26 protein-coding genes and 1 pseudogene are annotated in these 22,995 nt (G+C 55.8%); 15 read left to right on the top strand and 12 right to left on the bottom strand.

Annotation, left to right across the window (positions count from 1 at the left end; all coding sequences use genetic code 11):
* Positions 1-7 precede the first annotated feature (7 nt).
* Both EBN1_RS20915 and EBN1_RS20910 read right to left on the bottom strand, forming a co-directional pair.
* A complete protein-coding gene (locus EBN1_RS20915) occupies positions 8-463 on the bottom strand; it encodes a 50S ribosome-binding protein YggL (protein WP_011254835.1) in 456 nt (151 codons plus the stop codon).
* Between the two features lie 79 nt (positions 464-542).
* Entirely contained in the window at positions 543-1,805 is a 1,263-nt protein-coding gene (locus tag EBN1_RS20910) for a hypothetical protein (RefSeq protein ID WP_157866768.1), read from the bottom strand.
* Positions 1,806-2,230: 425 nt separating this feature from the next.
* On the opposite strand from EBN1_RS20910, the gene EBN1_RS20905 reads away from it, so the two are divergent.
* On the top strand, positions 2,231-3,592 hold the full coding sequence (locus EBN1_RS20905) for an IS1380-like element ISAzo40 family transposase (RefSeq protein WP_011254719.1): 1,362 nt from the start codon (positions 2,231-2,233) through the stop codon (positions 3,590-3,592).
* A 301-nt stretch (positions 3,593-3,893) separates the two neighbouring features.
* On the opposite strand, the gene EBN1_RS20900 is transcribed toward EBN1_RS20905, so the two are convergent.
* Genes EBN1_RS20900 through EBN1_RS20880 form a run of 5 tightly spaced genes read right to left on the bottom strand, consistent with a single transcriptional unit; the run spans position 3,894 to position 6,993 of the window.
* Positions 3,894-4,337, bottom strand: a complete 444-nt coding sequence (locus tag EBN1_RS20900; protein ID WP_011254839.1) for a bactofilin family protein — start codon at positions 4,335-4,337, stop codon at positions 3,894-3,896.
* 8 nt (positions 4,338-4,345) lie between these two features.
* Positions 4,346-5,146, bottom strand: a complete 801-nt coding sequence (locus EBN1_RS20895) for a hypothetical protein (protein ID WP_011254840.1) — start codon at positions 5,144-5,146, stop codon at positions 4,346-4,348.
* Complete coding sequence (locus EBN1_RS20890; protein WP_011254841.1) at positions 5,146-6,123, bottom strand: DNA-binding protein; 978 nt, start codon at positions 6,121-6,123, stop codon at positions 5,146-5,148. Before EBN1_RS20890 ends, EBN1_RS20895 begins: the two co-directional genes overlap by 1 nt.
* On the bottom strand, positions 6,120-6,527 hold the full coding sequence (locus EBN1_RS20885; RefSeq protein WP_011254842.1) for a hypothetical protein: 408 nt from the start codon (positions 6,525-6,527) through the stop codon (positions 6,120-6,122). The genes EBN1_RS20890 and EBN1_RS20885 overlap by 4 nt, the downstream gene beginning before the upstream one ends.
* A complete protein-coding gene (locus tag EBN1_RS20880) occupies positions 6,517-6,993 on the bottom strand; it encodes a hypothetical protein (protein WP_011254843.1) in 477 nt (158 codons plus the stop codon). Before EBN1_RS20880 ends, EBN1_RS20885 begins: the two co-directional genes overlap by 11 nt.
* 437 nt (positions 6,994-7,430) lie before the next feature.
* Here EBN1_RS20880 and EBN1_RS20875 point away from each other — a divergent pair, with 437 nt between their 5' ends.
* Both EBN1_RS20875 and EBN1_RS20870 read left to right on the top strand, forming a co-directional pair.
* On the top strand, positions 7,431-7,973 hold the full coding sequence (locus EBN1_RS20875) for a hypothetical protein (RefSeq protein ID WP_011254845.1): 543 nt from the start codon (positions 7,431-7,433) through the stop codon (positions 7,971-7,973).
* Positions 7,973-9,094 carry a tyrosine-type recombinase/integrase gene (locus EBN1_RS20870; protein ID WP_011254846.1) on the top strand — a complete coding sequence of 374 codons (1,122 nt, stop codon included), beginning with the start codon at positions 7,973-7,975 and terminating at the stop codon, positions 9,092-9,094. Before EBN1_RS20875 ends, EBN1_RS20870 begins: the two co-directional genes overlap by 1 nt.
* 1 nt (position 9,095) lies before the next feature.
* Here EBN1_RS20870 and EBN1_RS20865 read toward each other — a convergent pair whose 3' ends face one another.
* From EBN1_RS20865 to EBN1_RS20850, 4 genes are all read right to left on the bottom strand, one after another.
* Positions 9,096-9,437 (bottom strand): ArsR family transcriptional regulator, encoded by a 342-nt coding sequence (locus EBN1_RS20865; RefSeq protein WP_157866767.1) that lies wholly within the window; start codon positions 9,435-9,437, stop codon positions 9,096-9,098.
* Positions 9,434-10,405 carry an RNA polymerase sigma factor gene (locus EBN1_RS20860; RefSeq protein WP_011254847.1) on the bottom strand — a complete coding sequence of 324 codons (972 nt, stop codon included), beginning with the start codon at positions 10,403-10,405 and terminating at the stop codon, positions 9,434-9,436. The genes EBN1_RS20865 and EBN1_RS20860 overlap by 4 nt, the downstream gene beginning before the upstream one ends.
* A 6-nt stretch (positions 10,406-10,411) precedes the next feature.
* Positions 10,412-10,684 carry a hypothetical protein gene (locus EBN1_RS20855; RefSeq protein WP_011254848.1) on the bottom strand — a complete coding sequence of 91 codons (273 nt, stop codon included), beginning with the start codon at positions 10,682-10,684 and terminating at the stop codon, positions 10,412-10,414.
* A 210-nt stretch (positions 10,685-10,894) separates the two neighbouring features.
* Entirely contained in the window at positions 10,895-11,710 is an 816-nt protein-coding gene (locus tag EBN1_RS20850) for a helix-turn-helix transcriptional regulator (protein WP_157866766.1), read from the bottom strand.
* 130 nt (positions 11,711-11,840) lie between these two features.
* Here EBN1_RS20850 and EBN1_RS23015 point away from each other — a divergent pair.
* The 7 genes and pseudogenes from EBN1_RS23015 to EBN1_RS20820 form a co-directional block, all read left to right on the top strand.
* Positions 11,841-12,116: pseudogene (locus EBN1_RS23015) on the top strand (CHC2 zinc finger domain-containing protein); the annotation flags it as partial.
* Positions 12,117-12,188: 72 nt separating this feature from the next.
* Positions 12,189-12,851, top strand: a complete 663-nt coding sequence (locus EBN1_RS20845; RefSeq protein ID WP_041647802.1) for a toprim domain-containing protein — start codon at positions 12,189-12,191, stop codon at positions 12,849-12,851.
* Positions 12,848-13,177, top strand: a complete 330-nt coding sequence (locus tag EBN1_RS20840; RefSeq protein ID WP_011254851.1) for a KTSC domain-containing protein — start codon at positions 12,848-12,850, stop codon at positions 13,175-13,177. The genes EBN1_RS20845 and EBN1_RS20840 overlap by 4 nt, the downstream gene beginning before the upstream one ends.
* Before the next feature lie 100 nt (positions 13,178-13,277).
* Positions 13,278-13,541, top strand: a complete 264-nt coding sequence (locus tag EBN1_RS20835) for a DUF7696 family protein (protein WP_011254852.1) — start codon at positions 13,278-13,280, stop codon at positions 13,539-13,541.
* Positions 13,542-13,664: 123 nt separating this feature from the next.
* Positions 13,665-14,201: a hypothetical protein gene (locus EBN1_RS20830; RefSeq protein ID WP_011254853.1), complete on the top strand. Its 537-nt coding sequence runs from the start codon at positions 13,665-13,667 to the stop codon at positions 14,199-14,201.
* Between the two features lie 63 nt (positions 14,202-14,264).
* Positions 14,265-14,720, top strand: a complete 456-nt coding sequence (locus EBN1_RS20825) for a hypothetical protein (protein WP_011254854.1) — start codon at positions 14,265-14,267, stop codon at positions 14,718-14,720.
* A gap of 76 nt (positions 14,721-14,796) precedes the next feature.
* On the top strand, positions 14,797-15,801 hold the full coding sequence (locus tag EBN1_RS20820; protein WP_011254855.1) for a YqaJ viral recombinase family protein: 1,005 nt from the start codon (positions 14,797-14,799) through the stop codon (positions 15,799-15,801).
* A 95-nt stretch (positions 15,802-15,896) separates the two neighbouring features.
* On the opposite strand, the gene EBN1_RS20815 is transcribed toward EBN1_RS20820, so the two are convergent.
* On the bottom strand, positions 15,897-16,424 hold the full coding sequence (locus EBN1_RS20815; RefSeq protein WP_048704725.1) for a hypothetical protein: 528 nt from the start codon (positions 16,422-16,424) through the stop codon (positions 15,897-15,899).
* 389 nt (positions 16,425-16,813) lie between these two features.
* Between EBN1_RS20815 and EBN1_RS20810 the strand changes: the two genes are divergently transcribed.
* From EBN1_RS20810 to EBN1_RS20790, 5 genes are all read left to right on the top strand, one after another.
* Positions 16,814-17,773 (top strand): hypothetical protein, encoded by a 960-nt coding sequence (locus tag EBN1_RS20810; protein WP_011254858.1) that lies wholly within the window; start codon positions 16,814-16,816, stop codon positions 17,771-17,773.
* A gap of 75 nt (positions 17,774-17,848) precedes the next feature.
* Entirely contained in the window at positions 17,849-19,984 is a 2,136-nt protein-coding gene (locus EBN1_RS20805) for an HD domain-containing protein (RefSeq protein WP_157866765.1), read from the top strand.
* A complete protein-coding gene (locus EBN1_RS20800) occupies positions 19,972-20,469 on the top strand; it encodes a nucleoside 2-deoxyribosyltransferase (protein ID WP_011254861.1) in 498 nt (165 codons plus the stop codon). The genes EBN1_RS20805 and EBN1_RS20800 overlap by 13 nt, the downstream gene beginning before the upstream one ends.
* Positions 20,470-20,518: 49 nt before the next feature.
* Positions 20,519-22,432 (top strand): VWA domain-containing protein, encoded by a 1,914-nt coding sequence (locus EBN1_RS20795; RefSeq protein ID WP_011254862.1) that lies wholly within the window; start codon positions 20,519-20,521, stop codon positions 22,430-22,432.
* Between the two features lie 94 nt (positions 22,433-22,526).
* On the top strand, positions 22,527-22,946 hold the full coding sequence (locus EBN1_RS20790; RefSeq protein ID WP_011254863.1) for a hypothetical protein: 420 nt from the start codon (positions 22,527-22,529) through the stop codon (positions 22,944-22,946).
* Positions 22,947-22,995: the final 49 nt, after the last annotated feature.

Raw genomic sequence — 22,995 nt, 5'->3', positions numbered from 1 at the left:
CAGGGATTCAATCCTCCGTTTCCCAACCATACCAGGCATCAACCAAGGCGCCAGTCTGCACCTCTTCAACTGCTGGGTGCCCTGAAAGCCATTTGCGCACTGCGAATCGGTCCTCATCTGACGCTGAACCACGACCCGCCGCGCAGATCAACGATTCATGCCAAAGCTCACTCGGATTTCCAAAACCTCCCATCAGCAAGCCTCGCGCCTCGATGAACACGATCAGGTCGTCGATAAGCGCATCAAACGCGGGCTCGTCGTTGCCTTCTTTTAGTTGTACCTTCAGCTGAAAACCCAGCTCGCGCAACGCACGAATCTCATCGGGCGACAAAGCCTCAACGGACGTGAGGCACGCTTCGTCAAACTCGCGCATGGTGCGCTCGTCGACTGCGCCAATCTCGGAGAGCGCTTCCATTGTCTCGTGGATAGCACCGAGTGCTTCACTGCGGTAGTTCTTCGTCATTTAACTGTGTCTCCGAAAACTGGCCTTTATCGATCAACTCCGCCACATAGATTCATGCATGAGGCTTATTGGCTCTCAATTAAGCCGCTACGATCCGACGTAAGTGCCCGGCTGCAAGTGCTTCGAGAAACTCTGCGTTCATCCGGCCGTATCGCACCACGTCTCCCGGCCTATGAACACGCAGCAGTCCGTTTGCTTCGACTTGAATCATCGTCCCTCCTTCGCCCCTGAAAAGCTGCCCCTCGAGCTCGTCGCACTTGATCTCAACGTGTCGCGCAGCTTCAGACTGCGCCCGCTTGATCGCTTCAGTTTGGGCCTTATTCGACGCGACCCGTGCGAAGTCAGTTGGCTTGTTGATCATGGCACGAAGGTATTTGAAGACAGATCGGCCTTGCAGTTTCAGCGCATCGATTCGAGACTTCGCAAGCTTCCAGATCGACCCAAGGGCTCCAGTCTTGTCGGCCTCTCTGGCAAGTCGCATGAGATAAGCAATGGTCGGCTTGTTCAAGCCATAGTCAAACAAGGCGGTCAGCTCGACTGGTAAACGGCTTGACGGGTCTATCTGGTTTTGAAGTTTTTCAGAAAAGTCCCCTGATGACCTGCCGGTTGATCTTGCACTGGCGGTTCTGGGTTGTTCTCTTATGAGTTGAGGTTTAGTGGGACGTTCACTCTCATGTATACCGAGGGTCAAATTGACCGACGGCGCCTGTGGATAAAATTTTTCGAGGGAATGTGCGTCGCTGTCGTCGCGCACTTCCGTGGCAAAACGCGATTCTGGGGCGGCTAGCGCCTCGAATGGTTCGTCGGGATAGGGTGGGCTGTCTAAATGCTTTTCGTCGTCTCCTGCGCCTTCTTCTGCGTCCAGAATCAGATCGGTGACGGGGACTGCTGCTTGGATGGCCTCCCATGCCTCGATAGCATCAAGCTGGTCTTGCGAGGGGTCGATCTGTGGGGCAGGGCAGATGAGGTCAAGTTCAAGCAGGCAACGATTCGTCAGCCATGTTTTGGAATAAGCGAACTGTCCATGGCGAGCTGCGTCGCGTCGTCGCCATTGCTCCCTGACCAGGTAGCCGCGATCGGAGAGTTCTCGAATGCCGCGACTGAGGGTTTCAACGCTGCCCAGATGGCACTCCTTGCGTAGCACTTCTCTTTCAGGCCACAAAGGCTGATCGAGCTTCCTGATATTCAGGAAAGTGAGGAGCCCCGACAGCGTGCGCCGGGCAAGGGTGCTCAGGTCTAGAAATTTGAGCGAATCGAAGACGCGCGCTTTAGCGTCGACGAGGAGCTTGGGAAGCCGCCGTGGCTGTGAAGACAGCGGGGCAGCAGAGTATGAGGAGGCCACAAAAGACGGTCCAAGAGGCCGACTTTTCCCTTTTTCTGGCAAAAAGTCGACAGAAGCCCTTGACGCGTAATTTGCACTTGCTAAGATAGCTCCATCGTTGTGGGATTGGATTTATCGGCGCCAACCGATTTTTCTTAGCAAGTACAGATCACGTATCACACGTAATCGCAAGTTGTACACATAAGCCCTGGGCTCGAGTTCGTACCTCGATCCCAGGGCTTTGTGTTTTCAATGTCTGATTTTCTTCGCTAGATGGTTTCTCGCAGAAATTCTAATCGGTCTGATTTTCTGTATTCTTTTGGCCTAAAAAGGCGCGTTACCGATTCTATCAGTTACCTGAATCCGTGTTCGCTTAGCCGGAAATCCAGCCTAACACATTGATGTAATTGTACAATTACGCATCCGACTCATTCACCCAACCGACCATGCCGCGCTTCGAAGTCAAGCAATCCGCCAAGCTCAACCTGACCTCCTACTCGGGCTTGGCACTGATCGGGCAGTGCTGCCAGGCGGCACAGGTCGAGGCGGTGATCGACCCGAGGCTGCCGGTGTCGCAGGGCATGCGCACCTCGGACCTGGTCAAGTCGATGGTGGGGCTGCTGAGCCTGGGCAAGAGCGACTTCGAGGCGATCGAGCCGTTTCGCAGCGATCGCTTCTTCAAGGAAGCGCTCGGGCTCGCCAAGGTGCCCGGCAGCGTGTGGATGCGCCAACGGCTCGATGCCCGCGCGGCCGAGCTGCGCGAGCTGACCGACGAGCTGAGCCTGCGCCTGCTCGAGCGCACCGAGGCGCCGATCACGGCGCACAAGGGCTACGTGTGCGCCGACATGGATACCTTCGTGATGGATAACTCCGACACCAAGAAGGAGGCGGTCAGCCGCACCTACCAGGGGGTCGACGGCTACACGCCGATCGCGCTGTACCTGGGCAACGAGGGCTGGAACCTCGGCCTGGAGCTGCGCGCGGGTTCGCACCACTCGGCACTGGAGACGGAGTATTTCTTCGAGCGGGTCTTTCCGCGTCTCGAGCGCGTGTGCGCCGCGGACGCGAAGGTGCTGTGGCGCGCCGACAGCGGCTTCGACAGCGCCCGGCTGTTGTTCGCGCTGGCGGCCGAGCGCGAGCGCTGGGCCGGTCTTGAGCGCTCGTTCGATTACCTCACCAAGTGGAATCCGCGCCGTCAGGACAAGGCCGCCTGGGTCGCCCGCGCCGAGGCCGCCGGCGTCTTCGAGGAGGTCCGCGCGGGCAAGCGCGTGGGACTGCTCGATCTGCAGGTGGAGCGCGCCTGGAAGAAGGCCAAGCGCACGCTGCGTCTGGTGGTGCGGGTGACCGAGCGCACGATCGACAAGAAGGGCCAGCACCTGCTGGCCCCCGAGATCGAGATCGAAGGCTGGTGGACCAGCCTTGATGTGCCGATGGCCGATGTGATCGAGCTCTACAAGCACCACGGCACCCACGAGCAGTTCCACTCCGAGATCAAGACCGACCTGGACCTCGAGCGCCTGCCCTCGGGCAAGTTCGACACCAACGACGCGGTCGTGCACCTGGCCGCATTCGCCTACAACTGCCTGCGCCTGATCGGGCAGCTCGGGCTGACCGGCGAGCTCTCGCCGATCCGCCACCCGGCCAAGCGCCGGCGCATCAAGACGGTGTTGCAGGAGGTGATGTACCGGGCGGCGAAGTTCGTCGAACACGCTCGCCGCCTGGTGCTGGACTTCGGGCGCGGCGTCGCCGCGCATGTGAAGGTGTTCACCACGGTGCAGGCGCGGCTGTGTGTGGTGGCTTCGCCGTGATGCGAAGCCGGCGACTGAATTCTCCGAATCGAGGCTATTTCGCAGCGGCGGAAGGGCGACGGCCGCGCGGGAGCAGGAAAATGACGTAGCGCCCCCGCCGGAAGCCCGGCTCACCGGCGCTCCGGGCCGTGAAAGGACGGCGCTCGGGGCTGCGGTGAGCTGAGATTGGGAGTCAGGCAGCAGAAAAATCATGCGCTGGGGCTCGCGGAGCGGGTACGCGCTGAAGACAACACGGATTCAGGAGTTAGCTTATGTCGACGGAATCCTTTTACAAAGCAATCTTCTTTGAAGGAAATTGAATCTATTTTGCGTCGATAATGACTTTGGTTTGCACCTTTTCGCGAAGTAGGGACCGGTCAGCATTTTTGTGATGTGCATAGCCATTCAGGATCGCACCATCGTGTATCACAATCGTGCCGTAGCTCACTTCTCCGGTGACGTTGGCAGTCCCGTACAGGTGAACTTCCCGAGCGCGAATGTCACCTTGAACTGTTCCGGCCACAAATACGCGCTCAGCGAGGATTGAACCAAAGACCTCTGATTCTGCGTGCAACAGAACGACGCCTGATCCGTCCGCGATCGTGACGTCGCCCAGCACGCGGCCGTGAATCTTAATTCCCGCCTGGAGGTCCATAGCTCCCTTGACGGTCACACCCTTCGCGATGAGAGAAGTGATTCCAAGACCTTGGGCTGTCTCATGAGAAGTTTGCTTACGGTCTTTCCCTTTGCCTGGAAGTTTGAACATGGGGCGCCTCACTCGAGTACGTAGATTCGTTGGTCGGTGATGACCAAGCCTTCTTCTGGGCTGATTCGTAGGACCTTTCCGTCGAGACCTGCTGCAGTCTGCCCAGCTCGTACGGACTTGCCGCTCGAGTCCATAATCTCGCTTTCTCCCTTGAATTGAATGCCAGCAGCCTGTTTGCTGATGACGCGCATCGGCAGCGAGGTCTCGTCGATTGTTGAGGTCTGCGTTGGTGTAGGGGCGATGGGCGGCACGACCATTTGAGCCGGGCGCGGGGGAGGAGGAGCGATTGTGGCTACGGACGGTTGAGGAGCTGCTTGTCTGGCAGGCATCGCTACTTGCGGTTTTCTTTCAACAGGTTTCTGAGGTGTTGTTTTCGTCGCGGCTTCGGAGCGTGGAGACTCCTCAATCGCACTCATTGCGTTCCCGATCAGCGGCAGCAGAGCGGCAAGCGCGGTTTCAAGTTGCTTCGTGCGTGCCTCGAGGCTTGAGACGCGATCCTGGTTGGCTTCGAACAGGGCCTTGTATGTTTCTTCCCGGTCATCAATTGAGGCGTGTAGCGCATCAAATGCATCCTGACGAACCACATCAACAAGGGGTTGCGAGGACTGATGGACAGCACTCTGCTCTGCTGGCCGAGTCGTGGCGACGGCTGCAAACCATGCAGCGGTCGCCACTGCTCCCATGGAGATGACCAACGATGCAATCGTGATCAGCCTCAGTCGCCCGGGTGATACGAGCTCGGCATCGATAACGCGATCACTGTCCTCAGAGCCTACCCCTAGCGAACGCTCAATTTCGTCGTACCTCATCAGTCCTGCTCCTTACGTTCCGGTGTGTTATTTGCCGTCCTAAGCGACCCGATCAAGGCCTCAATGCTTGATAGCGCTGTAATCTTTCCATTGGCTTCCGCAAGCTGTTCTCTCAGTCCGGCGCTCTCCTTGCGGCAATCTCGCAGTTCTTCCCGTGCTTTTTTCTCATTTATTTGAGCGCCTTCAAGCGCTTGTTTAAGCGAGCTTTCTTTCCTGACGAACTCCTGTCGAAGGTCGTCTGTTTGCTTCAAAAGATGCTTTCGGTCGCCGTCTGCTCGGTCATCGGCAAGCTTCATCTGCCGCTCGGCTTCCGCCCTTAGCTCGGCAACCAAGGCTTGGTGGCGCTCAGTCAGGGAGGCGAGCGCGACCTCGTGACGTTCCGTCGCTGATGCGAGCAAGCGATCACCACGCTCGCGTTCAGCCTGGACGCTGCCCTCAAGTTCGCCAATCCGTCTCTGGTAATGGGCGATCTCTGCGTGCAGGTTCTCGTTGCGCTCCGTGAGGTGCTGGACCTCTTCTGTGAGCGCCTGGATGCGCTCTGTGCGCTCAGCACACATACGCTCGAGGCCGGCAAGCTCCTTCTGCAGCAGTAGAGCCTTCTGTACGAAGTCATCTGCGGTCGCTCGTAGGGCCTTGTTTTCTTCCTCGAGCGCGTCTTCCTTACGCTCCAGGTCAGCCCGAGCTGCCTCGAGATTCTTGGTGGCTCCGTCCAGGGCCAGATCCCATGATGTACGCGCGAACTCATTGAGCAGATCGACCAAGGGGTCAGGCACTCCTGGCATGCGTGAGAGCGTGAGCTTTTCGTGCAGGTTTGCCGCTTCTGTCTTGACCTCGGCAATGAGCTTCCTGACCACATCTGCGCCGCCTCTGCGGCCGATTTTGGTGTAGATCGCCTCGAATGTTGGATTTCCTCCTTCGGCGAGAACTTCGAAGAAGGCGTTCCGAACGTCCTCGAAGGAAACTGCGGTGGCTCTCATCGAGTGGCCCCTTTCGAGCGAATGGCGAGGTGCCCTGAGACAAGGCAGGCCATCGAGGTGAGGAGTACTACCGCACAGAAGGGCAGGTTGGTACGCGGGGCGATCTCGGGCGCGTAGTGCGGCATCAGGATCAGGGCCAAAGCGCCGATGGCGATCACTCCTGTAAGGATGTGGCTCAGGCCTACCGCCCAGCGCTTCCTCTGTTGCAGGCCGTAGCCCGCAAAGGCGCTTAGGACGGTGGTCCCGAGGAACGCAGCAGAGAGGCTACCGCTCAGGAGCGGGGCGTAACCGCGCACGGCCATCGCCGCCAGCATCGTGCTCAAGAAGACGAATACGGTGGCTGCCACGAAGTGCCATGTCACGGTGAGGCCGCTATAGGTGTTTGCTGTCTGTTCAGAGGTCATGGCTTGGGTCCTTGTCCTTGAGTTTTTGGAGTTCACGTATTTGCTGCGGCAGCCGGGTGAGGGCCAATGCCGTCAGCAGCGGAGAGACTGATGCGCCGAGCGCTGACGAGATCGTTTCGATCGTCGTGGCAGGGAGGAGCGTGAGCAGGAGCAGCCATGAAGCGCCATCGCTCAACGCGGAGCTGCCTGCCAGGTAGCGACACAGGTACTCGCATAGGCGAACGCACGCCACCAGGAACAAAGCTGCGAGCAGGACTGTGGCCACCAGCTGCATCACCGTCAGGGGCCAGGATCGAAGGGCTGAGCCAAGTGCGAGCGTCAGCACGTTGAGCGTGAACAGGTGGATGAACAGGCCTCGGTGAGCGGTCGGTGGACGCCTCGAGACCGCACGGCCAGCCAAAAGCAGGGCGCCGTGATGCAGGAAGGCTCGCACTAGCCTGAGCCAAGCGGAAAAAGCGCTGCGCACGTTCCGTTGTCCTCAGATTTGTGTGGATAAGTGTGTGGGAAAGAGCCGGTAGCCCTTGTCGCCCCTTGGGTTCGTCGGTTGCTGCATTTTGCGTCAGTGCGCTCACTGGATTCTCGATCTGATTGTAGTGCTAAGGACTCTGATTGTATCGGATTTTTACAAACGTTTTTCGGACGTCAAACGTCCAAAACTTATTAGTTATGGTCAGTCGGTTCCCATAACCCCCCATTATGGGAACTTTGGAAGGGGGGGCATGGAAGATGGCGGTTCTAAAACACTTAAGGCGGTGGCCTTTGATTGCCCATGAATCAATTAAAATCAAATGTTTAAGTTTGTATTAATAGACGCCGATGTCTAAAATAGAGGCCTAGATTTCAAGATTCAGTGACACAGATGGCCGTAAGTTCAGAATTCAGTGACCCGCGGGTTGATCGCCGATGATCAGAGAGCGCACGCAACGGTTGGCCAGGAACGAACTGCGCGAAGCAGCTTCCGCGAAAGGCTGGTCGCTCTCGAACCTTGCGTATCGATGGGGGGTTACGGTCCGTCATCTGAGCCGCGTCTTCACGGGAGATGAAGTTGAGCAGCGATGGGTCGATGCGGTTAATGGGTTGCCTGTTCTTACGCGGGCCGAAGCGCGGTTCATGAAGATCAGTCGGCTTGCACAGCAGAAGACCAAGCCCGATCTCGAGGTGGGCCCAGGTGCCACTGGGATCTTCGAGGATGAACCGGCTGAGGAAACAGTTTCTGGCGAGCCGCTCTACTCATTCCTTTGTCCAGGAGCGATCCTGATTGCCACGGAGTCGAGAGGGGAGATCGAGGAGGGTGAGGAGTGGGTCGTTGCGGAAGTAAAAAAACTCTTCGCCGGCGGGTGCATGGTGGCTGTGCGACGATGGGATGGTGACGATCTGGTCTGGTTCGAATCGGAAGAGGATTTGTGGTCCTGCATGGTCGAAACCGGCCGGGAGGAAGGTGCTTGATGATCGGTGATGTGGATCTGGTTCAGAAGGGGCAGGTTACAAGGCTGGAGGAGGCCGCTCCCGATCGTCTGCCTCGAGCCTTGGTACGCGCCAACAGCGACGAAGAGCTAATTCGCCTCTGGCTCGACGCCGTAGGCGCCGCCTCTGAAAACACCATGGCTGCGTACAAGGCAGAAACACTGCGCTTTCTGGCATGGATGAAGACGCGGTCAATTTCGCTTGATGGACTTGTCTATGAAGATCTCCAGGATTTCGAAGAGTGGCTCCGGAACCCTCCTGCCGATCTGATCGGTCCTCGACGGCCGATTGGCTCGCCAGATTGGCGTCCCTTTGCCAGCGCAGGGCTTTCCTCTACCTCGGTGGAGAGGGCGCTGAGCGTGATCGCGAACCTTTACTCGTTCCTGCATGAAAGCAGGCGAGTCAGCATGAACCCGGTTAAGTTCTACCGTGCTTGGCAGAAGAACGCGCGCAAAAAAAACCGTAGCCAGCGAACGCGGAAGCAGTTGGAGTCGTCTGTCGAAAGCGCGGTCAGGCAGTGGCTCGATGATGAAGCAGGAGCCAGTATTTCCGATCGATGGTCTGTTGGGGCCTTGTATTTTCTCGGGTTGCGTGTAAGCGAACTGTGCTCAGCCAGGATGAGCGATCTCTTTGTGTCAGACGGTGCCTGGTTCTTGGCGGTGGTCGGGAAAGGGCTTAAGCGGCGCGACGTTGCAGTGAGCAAGGTCTGTTTGAGGTTGCTTGCCGCGTACCGCTTGGACGTCGGGTTGAGTCCCGAGCCCAGGGGTGAAGACTGGCCGCTTGTAGGTTCGAAATGGGACCCTAAAAAGCCCATCACGCGGCGGGCTATGCACAAGCGGATTGTGGCGGCAGGCCTTGATGCGGTATTCGATGAAAACAGCCCGGGGAAGGAGCTGTCGGCGAACCTGCACCCTCACTTGTATCGTCACGCCGCAGCGAGCCGTTGGATTCGCCAGGGAGCTAACTTGCTTTCAGTGCGAGACCAACTTGGCCATAGCTCTGTCACAACGACGGAGATCTATGCGCATCGACCTGACGCAGCTCGACATGCAGATACAGCAGGGGCCGATGACATCGAGAGCGCGAAGGAGATGGAGCGCTAACTCACTTCCTCGGCAGGGGAGCGGTTTTAGTTGTCTCGGTCGACTTGAAGAGGGGGAGGGAGCGCTTGCCCGTGAAAAAAACGCCTTCCTCTGCAACCAGCCCAGCCTGGCTCAGTTTGTTGACCTCTGCTGCAGCTACTTTGACGCTGACTTTCAACTCGTCAGCAAGCTCCGGCACCGTAAGTGGCTGTTCTGCCAAAACTCGAAGAACAGTGTCCCGGAAGCTTGCCCGGGATGGGCTGGACGGGGCGCGGACGGTGTCTTCAACCAAAATTCTTCGTACTGGAGCTGCCGAGGGGCGCTCCGGAAGCGGCGCAATCCCAAGGATATGAGCAATCATCATGCAAGGAAGAGTTCGAATCGCTCGACGAGCTTATCGAATTCATCCAACTGAAGGGATGTTATCGGCTCTTTGCCAGATTCGATCGCGTTCAGGCGCTCGACGGTGATGCCAAGTGCTGCAGCAAGCTTCACGTCATCGCTAGGGGTGATCGACAGACGATTGCGCCAGTCAGAAAACAGGGTCTTGATCTTCTGAGGGTAATCAGAGTTCGCACTGCTAGCATCTCGCAGTTCTCGAGCAGAGATGAGCACCTCAGCTGGAACATTGGCTCTGCCGTACAGGTAGCTGGTCAAGCGGTCGCGCGGGATATTCAGGGCGAGAGCATAGTCGTCAATCTTGATGCCAAGTTCGCCGCGGATTGCCGCAAGCTCCGCCTGCTCCGGAGATAGGTCGGATCTTGTCTTTTTTTCGCCTGTTTCGGCCTTGATGACGCCCTGCTGGACGCTGCTAGAGACAAAACCAACGACTTGTCGAGGCTTCTTGGCCTTGGTGGTCATTGCGACGATTTCCCTGTGTAAGAGGTCCCCCGCAAGTTTTTCAGAAAACTTGGAGCGTGCGAAGGCTGTAGCGCTGCCTTCGTCAAGCGGCAAAAGGCTCGTATCAGCCTCTTCGGCGCTGATTCTATCCTCTTCTCTTGGTTCTTGGTTCTCGCTTCGCTGGGAGTCGAGGATCTCGCGGCTAGGGTAAAGGCGCCTTATCGTCTGGGAAGATCGCCACGCGATTGTGTACCAGAAGCTGTAGAAGCCTTCGGGCTCGTCGATCTTGTCAAGGAGCTTGTAGATGACCAGAACTGACTCTTGGAACAGTTCTTCGGAGAGCGATGGCCGTACTCCGGTTTTACGTACGACTACTTTGACGATGTAACGAGCGCGGGAATCCTGATAGAGGTAGCAGAGAAAGTTGTCTGCAGTAAGGCCCCCCGCGCGATACGCCTTGATCGCATCTACGGCTGAGAAAAATTTTGGCATCTCTGCTTAGTGTGAGCAGTTAGCCTTTTTGGTCCAAACGCGCCCCAGGGATTCTGCCATCTCGCGGAACTTGTTGTGTTCGTCGGCATCGAGGCTGCGATTCGAGAGGCAGGAGATCACTGTGATCAGTAGATCAACAGCTTCGACGGGCTCAGAGACAGATTCGAGCGCAGTAACGCTCCTGGTGCAGAGCGTGCCGAAGTCCATTTCGGTCTGGCCCGGCTCAAAGCCAAGCAGGGCTTTGCCGATAGCGTCAGTGAGCGATGCTTCTTGATGCATGGTTGTCCTCTTGTGGTTTTACTATGAAATTCTGTGTGCACAATAAGTACCTAGTAAAAGGAATTTTACATGCGCAGAGAATTTCGTCCAGCAAACCCAGGGGCATTTTTGCAGTGCAGCGCGACGCCTCCTTCCTTGACACGCGGGCGGTGCTTTGGTAGAGAAACGTTTTTTAAATCTGTTTTATAACAGGGCCTTATATGACTTTCGTCATAGAAACGATGCGTTTTGGATCATTGCGGCGCGGTAGAGGCCTAGCCGCTCTGCTGTGATCGCTGCGTCTTGCCTGGAGTGCGTGCCAAGTTTTTCGTTGGCTCTGCGGAAAATGTTGTTCACGGTGGCTGTAGTTATTTTCTGCATGGCCGCGATGTCTTTCGTAGAGAACCCTCGCCGTGCGAGGCTGAGAAGCTCAAGCTCGGTTGCTGTAAGGGGGAGAACTCGATTCCGTTCTTCAACTTCCCTCTGCGCTTCCAGCCAGATTGCGGCCTCCTGCCCGATTGCTGCAACGATCGGTACGGCCTCTTCGATTGTCTTGCGTGATAGCTCCTGGTTGTTCCCAGCGTACAAGAGAGCCAGGCGTTCCTGAGCAAGATGAATCGGGACGACTACTCCGTAAGCGAATAGCTCTCCGTAGAGCTTCTTCAAGAATTCTTTCTGGCCACTTGACTCGCCATCAACGTCGTACGGCACAAGGATTGGGGTGTTTGAGTGTTGGGTGTGCAGAACGAACGGATCAACGAGCGCCCAGTTGTTCCTCGCGTACCGGGGCATCCATCCGGTCGCGTCTGAACTCATGGCTAGGACGCTGGCTCCACCGAACAGGCCATCTTTATCTTTGGTCCCGATCATCAAGAACCATGAACGCATTCCGGCGACTGTCAGCGCAGCAGAAACCAACGCCTCAACCTCCGCCTCGGACTGCATGTAGCGCAGTTTGCGAAGGGCACTCATGAATGGGTCGGTGCGCCGACGCGCCTGGGCTGGATGCATCAGTATTTTGGTGTCATTTCTACTGAATTTTACCATTGCTGGTTTTTGCTATCTGTGAACTGCTTCTCACCTCTAGCGGCCGTGGTCGCCAACACACCTGTCGAGTTCTTATCGTTGAGGTCGCATTACCTTCGTGCAGATCAACGCCTGAATAAGGAGATGAAACATGTACGAAGAAGTCAGGAAGCAAGTTCCGCTGTCGTCGTTCTTGGCATCAATACTAGGGGAGCCGGTGGAGACAAGAACTGGGCCTCGCTGGTCCAGCTGCCCTCACTGCGGTCCAAGTGAGCACGATTCCAGAAAGACGACTCTTTCTGGGAAAGGAGAGTTTTTTCGGTGCTTCGCGTGTGGGTCACATGGAGATGTGATTGAGGCAGCGGCTTTGTACCACCGCTGCTCTCACAAGGAAGCAGCAGCTAAGCTTGCCGGAGACGCACGGGTTGTTGTCCCGTTTCGCCATAGTAGGAGAGCGGCCATTCCTTCGTCTCCGGACGCTGGCTTGGTTGCTGAGGCAATGCAGAAGCTACTGGATGCTCAGGTTGGGTACTGGGACTACAACGTAGTCACTTACCTCACACAGGAGCGAGGACTGCCATTGCCGCTGTTGAGGCAGGCTCACGATAAAGGGTATCTCCGGATGCTCTCGTCCGATGTGGGTATCGCAGCAAGCCAAGTGGCTCGCACTGTCGGAATTAAACTGTTGTTGGCAAGCGGGTTGCTTAGTCCGGAAAAGAAGCTCCCTGCCATCGTCTATCGGCCGATCCTGTTCGGGTTTCCCGGTAATGATGCAGTTGAGTTCCGTCGCCTCCCTGGTGAGTCATACGGGCCAAAAGCGTTGCGACATGGAAGCGTGCTCATGCCGTGGCGGTGGAACGAAGGCAAGGGTACGGTTGCGCTGGTGGAAGGTCTGATAGACCTGCTGTCACTTGTGGCAATGGGGTATGAGGACGAGGTGATTGCTGTTCCAGGTTGTCGGCAGTGGAACCATGCATGGAACCCGCTCCTTGCAGATCGGACTGTAATCATCAAGTTCGATCCTGATGGGCCGGGTCAGGCTGCAGCAGCAGACCTATCAAGTGAACTTCAGTCTGAGGGGATTCGTGCATGGGTCGATTGCCCTAAGGACGGAGATATCAATGACGTGCTGCTGGCTTCGTTGCGACGGAGGGTGGCATGAAGGTGAAGTTCAGCAAGGGCTACAAGATGGCCTCGAGCTCGGTAGCCACTGCCGGCTACGACGTCCTCAAGCAAAGACTGGGCGTTGTGTTCTCAATCGGCGGCGGCTATGTCTACGACGGTGTATCCCAAAACGTATGGGCCGCATGGAAGAAGTCCTCCAGCAGGGGGAAGTACTTCAGCGAGAACATCCGCTCGAACTATGCTGGCACCGAGGCGGAAATTTCCTTTTCCACATTGCGGAACCTGGATGAGTCATCAGTCATTCAGTACACGGCAGATGACTACGTGCTGCCAGAAGATGCTGTGTCCGAAGCCTGGTTCTAGCGCCCCAATCGCCCGCCCTCACAAACCACATTGTGAGCGGCGGGTTTTTTCATTACTGGCCTTCGCCATCTCTCCTGTGCAGTCTCAACAGGAGCGAGAAATGGAAAGCAAGAGCGACACCTATTCGGAAGAATTCAGGCACGTCTGCGAGTGCAAGTCGTGGGCAAAGAAGGCGCTTCGTCTCAAAAACGAGGGACAAGTGGATGTTCAGGCATGGTGGGTATCGACTTTCGAGCTCATCAAGAGGTACAGGGGGGGCGCGGCTGCCGTGCGCCTGGAGAAAGGCGTTCAGGAGTGGCTGCTGACTCGTAAGCAGCAGCTGATGGATGAGCTCTCGAAAGAGCAAAACCTTGAAGGCGCCTAGCTCGGTTGTACATTCTGATAGGATTGAAGTAGGTTCATGCAGCGTTGCATGTGAAATTCAATTTTTACCAATCGACGGACTGCATCTCACTCGTGCAGTCCAACTACCTACTAGGAGAAGATTATGAGCATCATCACCATCACTTCGGCCCTTCAGGGCGCCATGTTCACCCTCACTGCTGAGGAGAAATCCAAAGCCCGCGAGATCCCTGTCGGCAAGGGTGTCAAAGCCGCTGTTGTTCTGGCTGGACATTTGTCGGCTCAGGACGTAAGGCAGCAGGACGGGTCCTATAGTCCCGGGGCCTTTGGGCGCTTGCCGATTGAGTGTGCCGTCCATGACGGCCGCTACATTATTTCGGTCGCAGGCGGGCTTCGTGGAACCCTTTTCAAGATGACTGAAGAGGAACGATCGAAAGCGAAGGAGCGTCTCGAGAAGGCGCGCAACAAGGCAGTGTCTGACTCCGACGTGCCGTATTACAACGGCGACCTTGAGGTCGGCGGCGGCCGCAAAGTCTGGCTTTCCGGCTTCGTTCGCGAAGTTGGCGCCGGCAAAGAGCGTCCCCAAGGCGAGAAGTTCATCAGTCTTCAGACTGGTGAAGAGAAGGCTGAACGCCAAGGTGGTGCAAAGCAGCAAGTTGCTGCTGATTCACTTCCGATGTAATAACCAAAACGCACATGCTCATTCTTTGAGTGTGTGCGTTTTTTTTCGTCTGGAGATTTTGAGATGCAGCAGAAAATGAAAATTAAGGTCACAGCGGCTCTGGCTTTAGCCTTGGCTGCGCTTGCTATGGGGTGCGCTTCGATGACCAAAGACACACAAGGCCGCGACCTGGTCTATCTGCAAGAGGTGAAATTCGACGTAAGTAACCCTGATCTCGGACTGTTTGTTCCCTGGTTCAAGGTGCCGGTTGATGCGGTCGTCAAGGTTGGAGTCGGTGCGTTTGCTGGGACAAAAGTCGCGTCGGCGCTTGAGGCGAAGAAGGAGGTTCCTGAGGTGTTCATCACCTATTCGAAAAAGGAAGGCGAGATCAGCCTCGCCAATGTGGGACATAACTTCTCTCGGCCTGTCTGGGAGGGGATGCCCGAGCTCCAGGCAAAACGGTGGTACATCCTTGCCAAAGACGATAAGGGAAAATACCTCATTCCGTGCGATGCCTCCTGCCAGCCTGCAGCGCGTTGACGCCTCCCGCACGTTTTCTTCCTTTAGTACCCGCATTTCCTCCCCGCATCACTGACCTTAATAGGAGGAAATCGTTATGAAGATCGTTAAACTCGACCAGCGTAGCCAGGAGTGGCACGACTGGAGGGCAGGAAAGGACATTGACGGCCCGCGAATCACTGCAAGCAACATCGCCGTGATCGCCGGCATCTCGCCCTTCAAGTCGAGGTATCAGTTGTGGGAAGAGATGACCGGCCGCAGGGAGCCAGACAAGATGAACCCTGCTATGGCGCATGGCGTAGAGACGGAAGATGAGGCTTTGGCTGCCTGGATTCAGGATCATGGCGATTATGCCCAGCCGTGCTGCATCGAACATGATGGCATTCCGTGGGTTGCTGCCAGTCTCGATGGTTTGACCTTGACGGGCACAAAAGCCGTTGAGATCAAGTGCCCATACTCCCGCTACGGGGATGCGCCGAAGCTATGGGTTTCCGCGCAAGCCGGTGAAATCCCTGCTTACTATCTCGCCCAGATGCAGTGGCAGATGTTTGCATCGAATGGCGAGATCCTCTCGATGGACTTCTGGGTCTATTGGGCGGGGAAGGGGATCAAGATCCCCGTGCAGTCTGATCCGCTGGAGCAGCAGCGTTTGTACGCTGAAGCAAAGACTTTCAGGGAGGCTGTCATCAACGATGACATCCCTGCGACCGATGCTTGGATCGATGCAGCAAGTGCATGGCGTCAAGCGAAGCTTGAGTACGACATGGCAAAAGAAACCCTCGATGCGCGTGCAAAAGACATCGAGAACCTTCTTGCAGCTAATGGAGAGTCGTCGTACGAAGGTTGCGGCATCGTCGCCACCAAGTACTCAAGCAAGGGAGCGGTGGATTACGGCGCGCTTTTCGAGAGCGTGAAGGAGCACCACGGCATCGATCTCGTTATGCTTGCTGAGCAGTTCCGCAAGGATGACTCTGAGCGATTCAAGATCACTTTGCAGAAGAAGGCTCCTGCGGCAAAAGCTTCTACGAAGCGAACGACAGAGGCTGAGACTGAAATCGCTGATGCAATGCTTCAGAGTGCAGCAGAGGAAGCTTGGTTCTAGAAACCTAACCCCGTCACAAGCCTGTATTGCTTGTGACGGGGTTTTTTGTTGCTCTGCGGGTATCTCGTTGCACCGCGATAAAAACTATATGCGGTTCATTCGCCGGAAGAGCTCTGTTCTGCGTCGGCGTCTTTCTTCTTCGTCCGAGATCTCTTTGTCTTGGGCTCTTCAATAACCCACTCTTTTCGCTGTATCTTTCTAAGTATCTCAGTTTCGTACATTCTTTCGTAGATCATGCAGATAAAGAATTTTGTTCTGTCCGAAAGGATGTCCCACTCGTCCTTGCTTGGAGCAAACTGACTTACGGTTGGGTCTTCACTTATCTTTTGAATAGTAAGACGCATCCGATCCCCAAGATCCTGCTCAATCAGGAAGTCGTTGGGTTCCAAAATCTCGGCCAGGATATAAACATCGACCGTACTTACTCCAAGCCATTCCGCAAGAAGGCGCTTGGCTTCATCAGACATGCTCTGAATCGGCCTTGTTCCTGAAAGCATTGCTTGGAAATAAGGCGGAGAAAGATTGATTGCAGCTGCGGCGTCTTGTGTTGTTACGCCCAACTCCCATTTACGTTTATGAATGGCGTCAATCAGCGGCTTCCCCTTGGGGATATCCTTGGTCATGTTATTTCCGATGTTAAGTCTTTGGGTCGAATTCTCTCTTGGTGGATTGGGATGCATGTAGTACCGATGCAAAAAAAACAGGCTCCCGTCCGGAAACGGCCTGTACGGTCTTGCATTGGTTCCTTGTTTTCCATCACACCTTGCGTTCTGCATGGTCATTGTATGCGCAAAAAAGGCGCTCTGTGCTTCCTTCCTTCGTCTGAAAGGAAGGATTTTTCTTCAGCTTGTAGCGTTTGGTTACGACGTCGGCGCCGATCCGATGATCACAGATACGCACAGTTTGCAACTGGTTCCTGCGAGTATGCCCTGGATTGCTTGCAATCTGGTGGCGTCGAGTTATTATCTATCCTAGATGTAACACTTCCGATGCCACGAAATAGGGAATCATCATGCTTTCACAAGAGCGCAGACGTATCGCAGCCCTGTACCAGTACCCTGACGGCTTCTTGAATGTGGGGTGGTTCGCTGGGTATCTGCGACGCAAGGCAGGAGATGGTCGTCACTTCCAGATCCAGCAGACCAACCTGGATAACCATAACCTCGACCTTGTTCTGCGAAAGTACGACGAGATCCCGCCTCAGTTTCACGATCTGAAGCCGCTTCGAGCGATCTGCAACCTGACCGGTAAGATCATCGGCGAAGACCCTGTGACGAAGGAGCCGATTCGGACTGTTGTTGCGACCGCAGTCGGCTTCGATGTGGCAACCGTTCTCGACATGCCGATCGATTCGGCGTTTGACAAGATTCCAGTGGCAGGTGCCCCGACGACGAACTTCGAGGACCACGGCGTCAAGCTCTTTAGCGGCAGGGACGACAAGCTTTCTGACTCGAGCAATATGGTCCGTCTGGCCGGCATCATCGCTGCGACACGCTTCCGGGCCCCGAACCCTGAAAAGGGAATTCGAGCGCGATGCGAGATTCTGCTCAGACAAAAAGAGGATGAGTCTCAACTGATCCCGGTTCGCTACTACGGGCGTTTGGCATCGGCTGTGTATGAGCGCGTGATGCGCGGCGCCGCATGTGAGATCGTTGGCCGGCTACTGGCCGACGTGAAAAGGACGGGAGAGCCGATTGATCCTGAAACGGGCATTGAGCCCGTACGGAAAATCCATTTCATTGAATGTACAACCGCGCCTGGGGTAACGACCAAGAATGAAATCAAGGTCACTCCGGAGTGGATGGTCAAGATGCGCCAAGAGCTTCAGGACTCCCAGCGCCAACGCGCGGAAGCGCGAGCTCGCCGGATTGAGCAACAGAAGGCAGCCTTGTTGGCCGGGGGCGGTTCGAAGCAGTCTCCGGTGGCCGAAGTGAGTGACGCAGAGGCGCAAGCGCTTTTCGATACGCTTTGAGAAAGGTTGGTTTTGAGACAAGGGGGCGCCGGTTTATCGGCTAGGCCCCCTTTTTCATTTTTCGGGTTGTGTGGAATGCGCTACAAACTTGTCCAGTCCGTTGCCTTGGTGACTTCATTCTGGTGGTTTTGCCTAACGCTCTATGGGCTATTTGATGGCTCATGGAATGGAACAGAAGAACTGTCTAGCTACGTGCTAGAGGCAGGGTCTTCCATCAGTCTTGCCATCTTCATCGCCATTGGCATAGTCGTTTCTGCCTACATCATTAACGAATATCTTTTAAGCAAGTATTTGAAGGGGAAAAGGGTTCGTGGTTTGAGCTGCTCCCTTGGGGCACCTCCCATTCCTCCATATCACATCCCTATGGCGCAGAACGTTCCACAAAAAACGGGGAGGGATTCAGTTGATCGGTGGCTTTCATATCTCAAGAGAGCGCACCCCGAACATTACCGTCTCGCAAAGCAGATTCTTCGCATCCTGCTATCTGACCCGAAGATGCCTGCGTCTCACGTTCGCGGAGGTCATGGAGGAAAAACTCTGTGGGAACATTCGCTGTTGGTCTGCGAAAGAGCGATCGTTATCGCGCCTACTTGGACCTATGAGGGATTGAAGACACCGAAGGGTGACTTGGTGACAGCCCTCCGGGACACCAGCTACACCTTTGATCCCGCTGACCCCCTAGTAGGTATCATCGCGCTCGCTCATGATATTGGGAAGCTAAAAACCTTCCTGCGCGATCCCAAGACGGGTGAAGTCCTTAAAGAAACTCACGAGCACGATAGCGTCTCAGCGCTTATGGTGACAAAACTCGACGAGTTTTGGCAGATCCCACGAAGCGACCAGGAGGCAATTCTTGGAGCTGTCGGGTACTACCATCGGCCCCAGTCTTTCCCGCTCGATAAGGGGCAGCGTGCATATGACGACCGTACGCACGCCTTGATGGAGCTACTGATTGCGGCAGATCGGTCCGCAGGCCAAATCGAGTCAGGTATAGCTCCGTCGGTTCAAACCGGACAGCAAACGGTGGAATTTATGACGCGCCTTTGGGCGGCTTTTCACGAGCTTACTTCCGAACCTGGGCGCGTCAATGGGAGTAACAAGGCACAAACCATAGGCCAGAAAAGAGGTGAGATCGTTGTTTTCAAAGAGCGGGAGCTTCTCCGTTTTCTTGGCCAAAAACTGTCCATTAGTCCAACTGAAGACCTGAAGAGGGCGCTCCTCGAAGTGCTTGCTGACCAGGAAGTTTTGTTCGACCCCAACCCGAACATGCGTTCATCATCAAATCCTACGCCGCCGCTCAGAACCTATTCGGTTTCGTTCTTCAATGCCTCGAACGGGAAGCATTTGGCAACGTGGCGTGGTGCTGTTGTGATCATGCCAAAACACATACTTCCCGGGCTCTCCAGCCTGTTTGACCACCCTGCGCTTTTTGAGGTCCACACTGAAGAGGCGCCTCTTCCCACTGAGAGCATCGCGCAAGACAACTCGCCTGTATCGCAAGTCAATGACGGCGGCGCACAAGAGCAAGCGCCTGAGGAGGCTTCTTCGCCCGCGGCTGAAGAAAAGCCAAGCAATGCACACGAAAACGTCGAACCAGACGGGGCTTCATCCCCTTCGGAAGAATCCGCTGAACAAACCTCTGCTGCTGTTAGCGCAGCTCTTGATGATTTTATCGCGGGAGAAAGAGGTTCCAGTCAGAACGACAGCTTTGAGCACGATCTTGATGGTCTAGAGGAGGAAGGCACGCCCTCTGAACCTGACGAGGCTGCCGATCAATCTGGATCTGGTGATGTCCTCGATGAAGATGTGATGCAAGAGCTCTCGAAAGTCATCGAAAAGCAGGCTGAAGAAAAAGCGGTAATGATCGTCGAAAAAGAAGAAGAGTTGGAACGTGAGCGCAAGGAGAAACAGTTGAAAAAATTACCGAGGAAGGATAAGGATAAGCTAAGTCAATTCGGAGACGTGAGTAATGCTGTTCTTGAAAATCGGAATAAAGAGAATGCCGTGGCCTTCGTTCTAAATTCAATAAAAGGTCAGCCTTATAAGGTGAAGCGCGGGTTAAATTGGTATAAAGCATCATCATTTGGATTGACAGATGAAGGCTTTTCTAAACTCGCCGCGGAAACGCCGCCTGGCTTTATTGAGTTGGCCAGGAACGAGAATGGCGAACTGATTTGGGTTGGTGTTCCGGAGGCTCTATGCGCAAGCTAGTCTATTTTGCCGGACCCGATTTGTTCTTCGGGTGCTACCAGGGTAAGAAAGACGCCATAAGGAGGATGTGCGAGGCGCGAGATATTTACCCTCTTTTCCCAGGTGACGATGAAATTAGCGATTCGAAGGTTATTTTTAGAGAGAATGTAGCAAAAATACGAGAAGCCCACTTGCTAATCGCTAACTTGAATCCGTTTAGAAGCTCAGTCGAGCCGGATTCTGGAACTGCTTTCGAATGCGGTCTTGCCTGGAGTTCTGGTATCCCTGTGATTGGGGTATGTCAGGATCGCCGACCAATGATGTTGAGAATTGATCCGGCTACCCATCTTTGTAATGAAGATGGGTTGTTGACATGCTCGGATGGGGCTGTGATCGAAAACTTTGGCTTTCCTGTGAACCTGATGCTGGCTACGTGTACGACTGCCATCGTTGCGACTGTCGAAGACGCGATTAACTTGGCGGCTCGTCTCGAGTTGCCTTCATAGAACGCTCACCGCATCTCGCTCCTGCAGCCTTAACCTACAGGAGTCTGAAATGCTCAAGCAGAACCGTAAGGAGGCGCTTCGCCTCGTCGCAACCATGTTGGGGCGTCGCTTCGGCGTCCAGGTCGTCTTCGGCAACATCAAAACAGCAGCGACGACGGGCAAGGTGATCTATCTACCCAACCTCGCAACGACTGGCTCAGAGGAGGACATGATCCTTCTGTACGGGCTGGTCGCGCATGAGGCGGCGCACTGCCGCTTTACCGAGTTCAAGGATAGCTCGAAAGGGAACGTCCTTGTTCGCGCCCTCGATAACGTGTTCGAGGACATACGGATCGAGTTGGCATTGGCCAGGATCTTCCCCGGGGCGGCTCGAATGCTCTTCGATGCGGCCAGCGGTCTCGCAGTGCGTGGCATCCTTGAGGCTCCACAGCAAGACGAGGAGTATCAGCCGGCCGACATCTTGTGCAGGGCGCTTGTGATGGGGCTTCGCAGTAGGCACCTGAGGCAGCACTGCTTAGATGAAATGGCTGGCCAGTGGCGGACTCTCGCCGAGGAGGTGTTTGGTACCGACCTGGTCGAGGACGTTTTCGCGCTTGCCGACCGGTCTGCAGCCATAACGTCCACGGACGAGGCTTCTAGCTTGGCTTGGGAGGTCTACGAGCTCCTCGAGACTTCTGCTGAAGAGAAGGAAAGGCAGGAAGAGCAGCAACGGCAGAAGCAGCAACAGCAATCCAAGGCATCGCAAGATGACGAGGAGGATGAGTCGCAGAAATCGTCGCAGGCAGGGCAGGATGAAGATGAGGGGGATGCCTCTCAGCCCGCCGGTTACGGTGGCGAGGATGAGGGCGATGCTTCTGAGTCTGCTGCTTCCGGTGGTGAGGATGAAGAAGATGCGTCGTCGGGGGCTTTGTCGGACGATCAGGGCGAAGATGATCCTTCTGCCCCTGAGTCATCTCAGAGTGAAGACGGGAGTTCTGAGTCTGACGTGTCAGATGAAGGAGGCGCTGAAACTGGCGAGTTTTCGTCGCAGGGGGATGAAGAAGGCTCCGCAGGCGAGCAGGCCGCAGCGATGCGTCAAGCACTCACTGCACAGTCTGTCGGCTCGGTCAGCATGGAAGATATGTTGCGTCAGCAGATGGGGGCCAGCCAGGTCATGGGGGCCGGTGCTCGGTCGCAACATGCAACCCGTACCACCGGTATCAAAGACCACGGTCAGGTCAGGGCTTATCTGAAACGGCACGAGCTCAAGGCAAAGCTTGGCACCCGGCTTGGAAGCCTGATCGAGTCCACGGTCGAAGATTCCTCGTGGGATGGGTACTCGGGGCGTAAGCTCTCTCACAGTGCACCGGAGAGGCTTGCGCGTGGTGACTTGAAGGTTTTCCGGAAGAAGGAAGAAACTGAAGGCACCAATACTGCCGTCGCCCTTCTGGTCGACTACTCGGGATCGATGTGGACAACAATGCCGCTGACCGACGGTAGTTCCAGGACAACCGCGGGCCAAACAACCGCACAAGAAGCGGCCTATGAGACGCACTTTGCGCTCGCTTCCGTGCTGTCGACCTACGAGGTCCCTTTCCTCTCGATCGCGTTCGCCAATCACGTGTGCGTGCTGAAGGAGTTTGATGAGCCGCTGTCGGCGCACCGGTGGGATGATGGTTCGTCGGGTGACACGGCCACGGGCGATGCGGTTGAGGAAGCACTCATCCGCATCACGGCTCGTGAGGAGGAAAAACGCATTCTGGTCGTCGTCACCGATGGCGAGCCCAACGATCACGATTCTCTGATGGCTGGGTGCAGGTTTGCCCGCCAGAACGGAATCCAGATCGCGGTGGTGTTCATCGGGTCCATGGGCCATGCTCTCGAGGCGATGCTCAAGGAGGAGGAGGTTGCCTTTGACCGGGCAATGAGTGCAGACCGGCTTTCGCAAGCGGTCTTTGGTGCTGTCGCGAAAGCGGTAGGCTGACATCACACAAGGGCTCAAGCGCAATCGCTTGGGCCCTTTTTTATCACTGTGCTAGGCACATCTCTGAGGGCAGACCTAACCCAAGGAGATTGACGTGTCATTACTCAGTTTTGTAGTCATCGGTGCCCTCGCGCTCTTGTCGCTTCGTCTTTTCATGACGTCGCGCCGAGACAGGAAGCGTGCTCAGCTTCGCGAGCTGCAGCAAGCTCTTCGGAGGAACCTTGACGGAGACAAAGAGAAGCGCCAGCCGACAGCTAATCGTCGCGAGGCTCCTTCAGCAGATGAAAGGCGTATCGCCGAGCTTGAGCGCGTTGTAAAACGCGCGGAAGAAGAGAGCAAGAAGCTTGCTCTCGCTCTTGAGCAGCTTCAGCGTGCTCATGAGAAACCGATCGCTTCCAAGGCCCGTAAGAGCCAACGGAAGATCGAGCCGGTTGTTGCTCCTCAAGCATCATTGCTTCCTGCAGTGATGAGGAGCGGTCGCACTGGTGAGCCTATCACCAGGAGCTTGCACTGATTAATCTCAGTGCTGCCCCCCTCACCCTCTCGCTTCGGCAGAGGGTGTT

Origin of the sequence: Aromatoleum aromaticum EbN1 (assembly GCF_000025965.1) — a bacterium.
GTDB classification, from domain to species: Bacteria; Pseudomonadota; Gammaproteobacteria; order Burkholderiales; family Rhodocyclaceae; genus Aromatoleum; species Aromatoleum aromaticum.
This window is presented reverse-complemented; position numbering and strand designations above follow the sequence as displayed.

Excerpts from the sequence above, each read along its gene's own strand:
- EBN1_RS20915 (WP_011254835.1), bottom strand. The coding sequence starts at position 463 with ATGACGAAGAACTACCGCAGTGAAGCACTCGGTGCTATCCACGAGACA.
- EBN1_RS20905 (WP_011254719.1), top strand. The coding sequence starts at position 2,231 with ATGCCGCGCTTCGAAGTCAAGCAATCCGCCAAGCTCAACCTGACCTCC.
- EBN1_RS20900 (WP_011254839.1), bottom strand. The coding sequence starts at position 4,337 with ATGTTCAAACTTCCAGGCAAAGGGAAAGACCGTAAGCAAACTTCTCAT.
- EBN1_RS20895 (WP_011254840.1), bottom strand. The coding sequence starts at position 5,146 with ATGAGGTACGACGAAATTGAGCGTTCGCTAGGGGTAGGCTCTGAGGAC.
- EBN1_RS20890 (WP_011254841.1), bottom strand. The coding sequence starts at position 6,123 with ATGAGAGCCACCGCAGTTTCCTTCGAGGACGTTCGGAACGCCTTCTTC.
- EBN1_RS20885 (WP_011254842.1), bottom strand. The coding sequence starts at position 6,527 with ATGACCTCTGAACAGACAGCAAACACCTATAGCGGCCTCACCGTGACA.
- EBN1_RS20875 (WP_011254845.1), top strand. The coding sequence starts at position 7,431 with ATGATCAGAGAGCGCACGCAACGGTTGGCCAGGAACGAACTGCGCGAA.
- EBN1_RS20870 (WP_011254846.1), top strand. The coding sequence starts at position 7,973 with ATGATCGGTGATGTGGATCTGGTTCAGAAGGGGCAGGTTACAAGGCTG.
- EBN1_RS20865 (WP_157866767.1), bottom strand. The coding sequence starts at position 9,437 with ATGATGATTGCTCATATCCTTGGGATTGCGCCGCTTCCGGAGCGCCCC.
- EBN1_RS20860 (WP_011254847.1), bottom strand. The coding sequence starts at position 10,405 with ATGCCAAAATTTTTCTCAGCCGTAGATGCGATCAAGGCGTATCGCGCG.
- EBN1_RS20855 (WP_011254848.1), bottom strand. The coding sequence starts at position 10,684 with ATGCATCAAGAAGCATCGCTCACTGACGCTATCGGCAAAGCCCTGCTT.
- EBN1_RS20850 (WP_157866766.1), bottom strand. The coding sequence starts at position 11,710 with ATGGTAAAATTCAGTAGAAATGACACCAAAATACTGATGCATCCAGCC.
- EBN1_RS20845 (WP_041647802.1), top strand. The coding sequence starts at position 12,189 with ATGCAGAAGCTACTGGATGCTCAGGTTGGGTACTGGGACTACAACGTA.
- EBN1_RS20840 (WP_011254851.1), top strand. The coding sequence starts at position 12,848 with ATGAAGGTGAAGTTCAGCAAGGGCTACAAGATGGCCTCGAGCTCGGTA.
- EBN1_RS20835 (WP_011254852.1), top strand. The coding sequence starts at position 13,278 with ATGGAAAGCAAGAGCGACACCTATTCGGAAGAATTCAGGCACGTCTGC.
- EBN1_RS20830 (WP_011254853.1), top strand. The coding sequence starts at position 13,665 with ATGAGCATCATCACCATCACTTCGGCCCTTCAGGGCGCCATGTTCACC.
- EBN1_RS20825 (WP_011254854.1), top strand. The coding sequence starts at position 14,265 with ATGCAGCAGAAAATGAAAATTAAGGTCACAGCGGCTCTGGCTTTAGCC.
- EBN1_RS20820 (WP_011254855.1), top strand. The coding sequence starts at position 14,797 with ATGAAGATCGTTAAACTCGACCAGCGTAGCCAGGAGTGGCACGACTGG.
- EBN1_RS20815 (WP_048704725.1), bottom strand. The coding sequence starts at position 16,424 with ATGACCAAGGATATCCCCAAGGGGAAGCCGCTGATTGACGCCATTCAT.
- EBN1_RS20810 (WP_011254858.1), top strand. The coding sequence starts at position 16,814 with ATGCTTTCACAAGAGCGCAGACGTATCGCAGCCCTGTACCAGTACCCT.
- EBN1_RS20805 (WP_157866765.1), top strand. The coding sequence starts at position 17,849 with ATGCGCTACAAACTTGTCCAGTCCGTTGCCTTGGTGACTTCATTCTGG.
- EBN1_RS20800 (WP_011254861.1), top strand. The coding sequence starts at position 19,972 with ATGCGCAAGCTAGTCTATTTTGCCGGACCCGATTTGTTCTTCGGGTGC.
- EBN1_RS20795 (WP_011254862.1), top strand. The coding sequence starts at position 20,519 with ATGCTCAAGCAGAACCGTAAGGAGGCGCTTCGCCTCGTCGCAACCATG.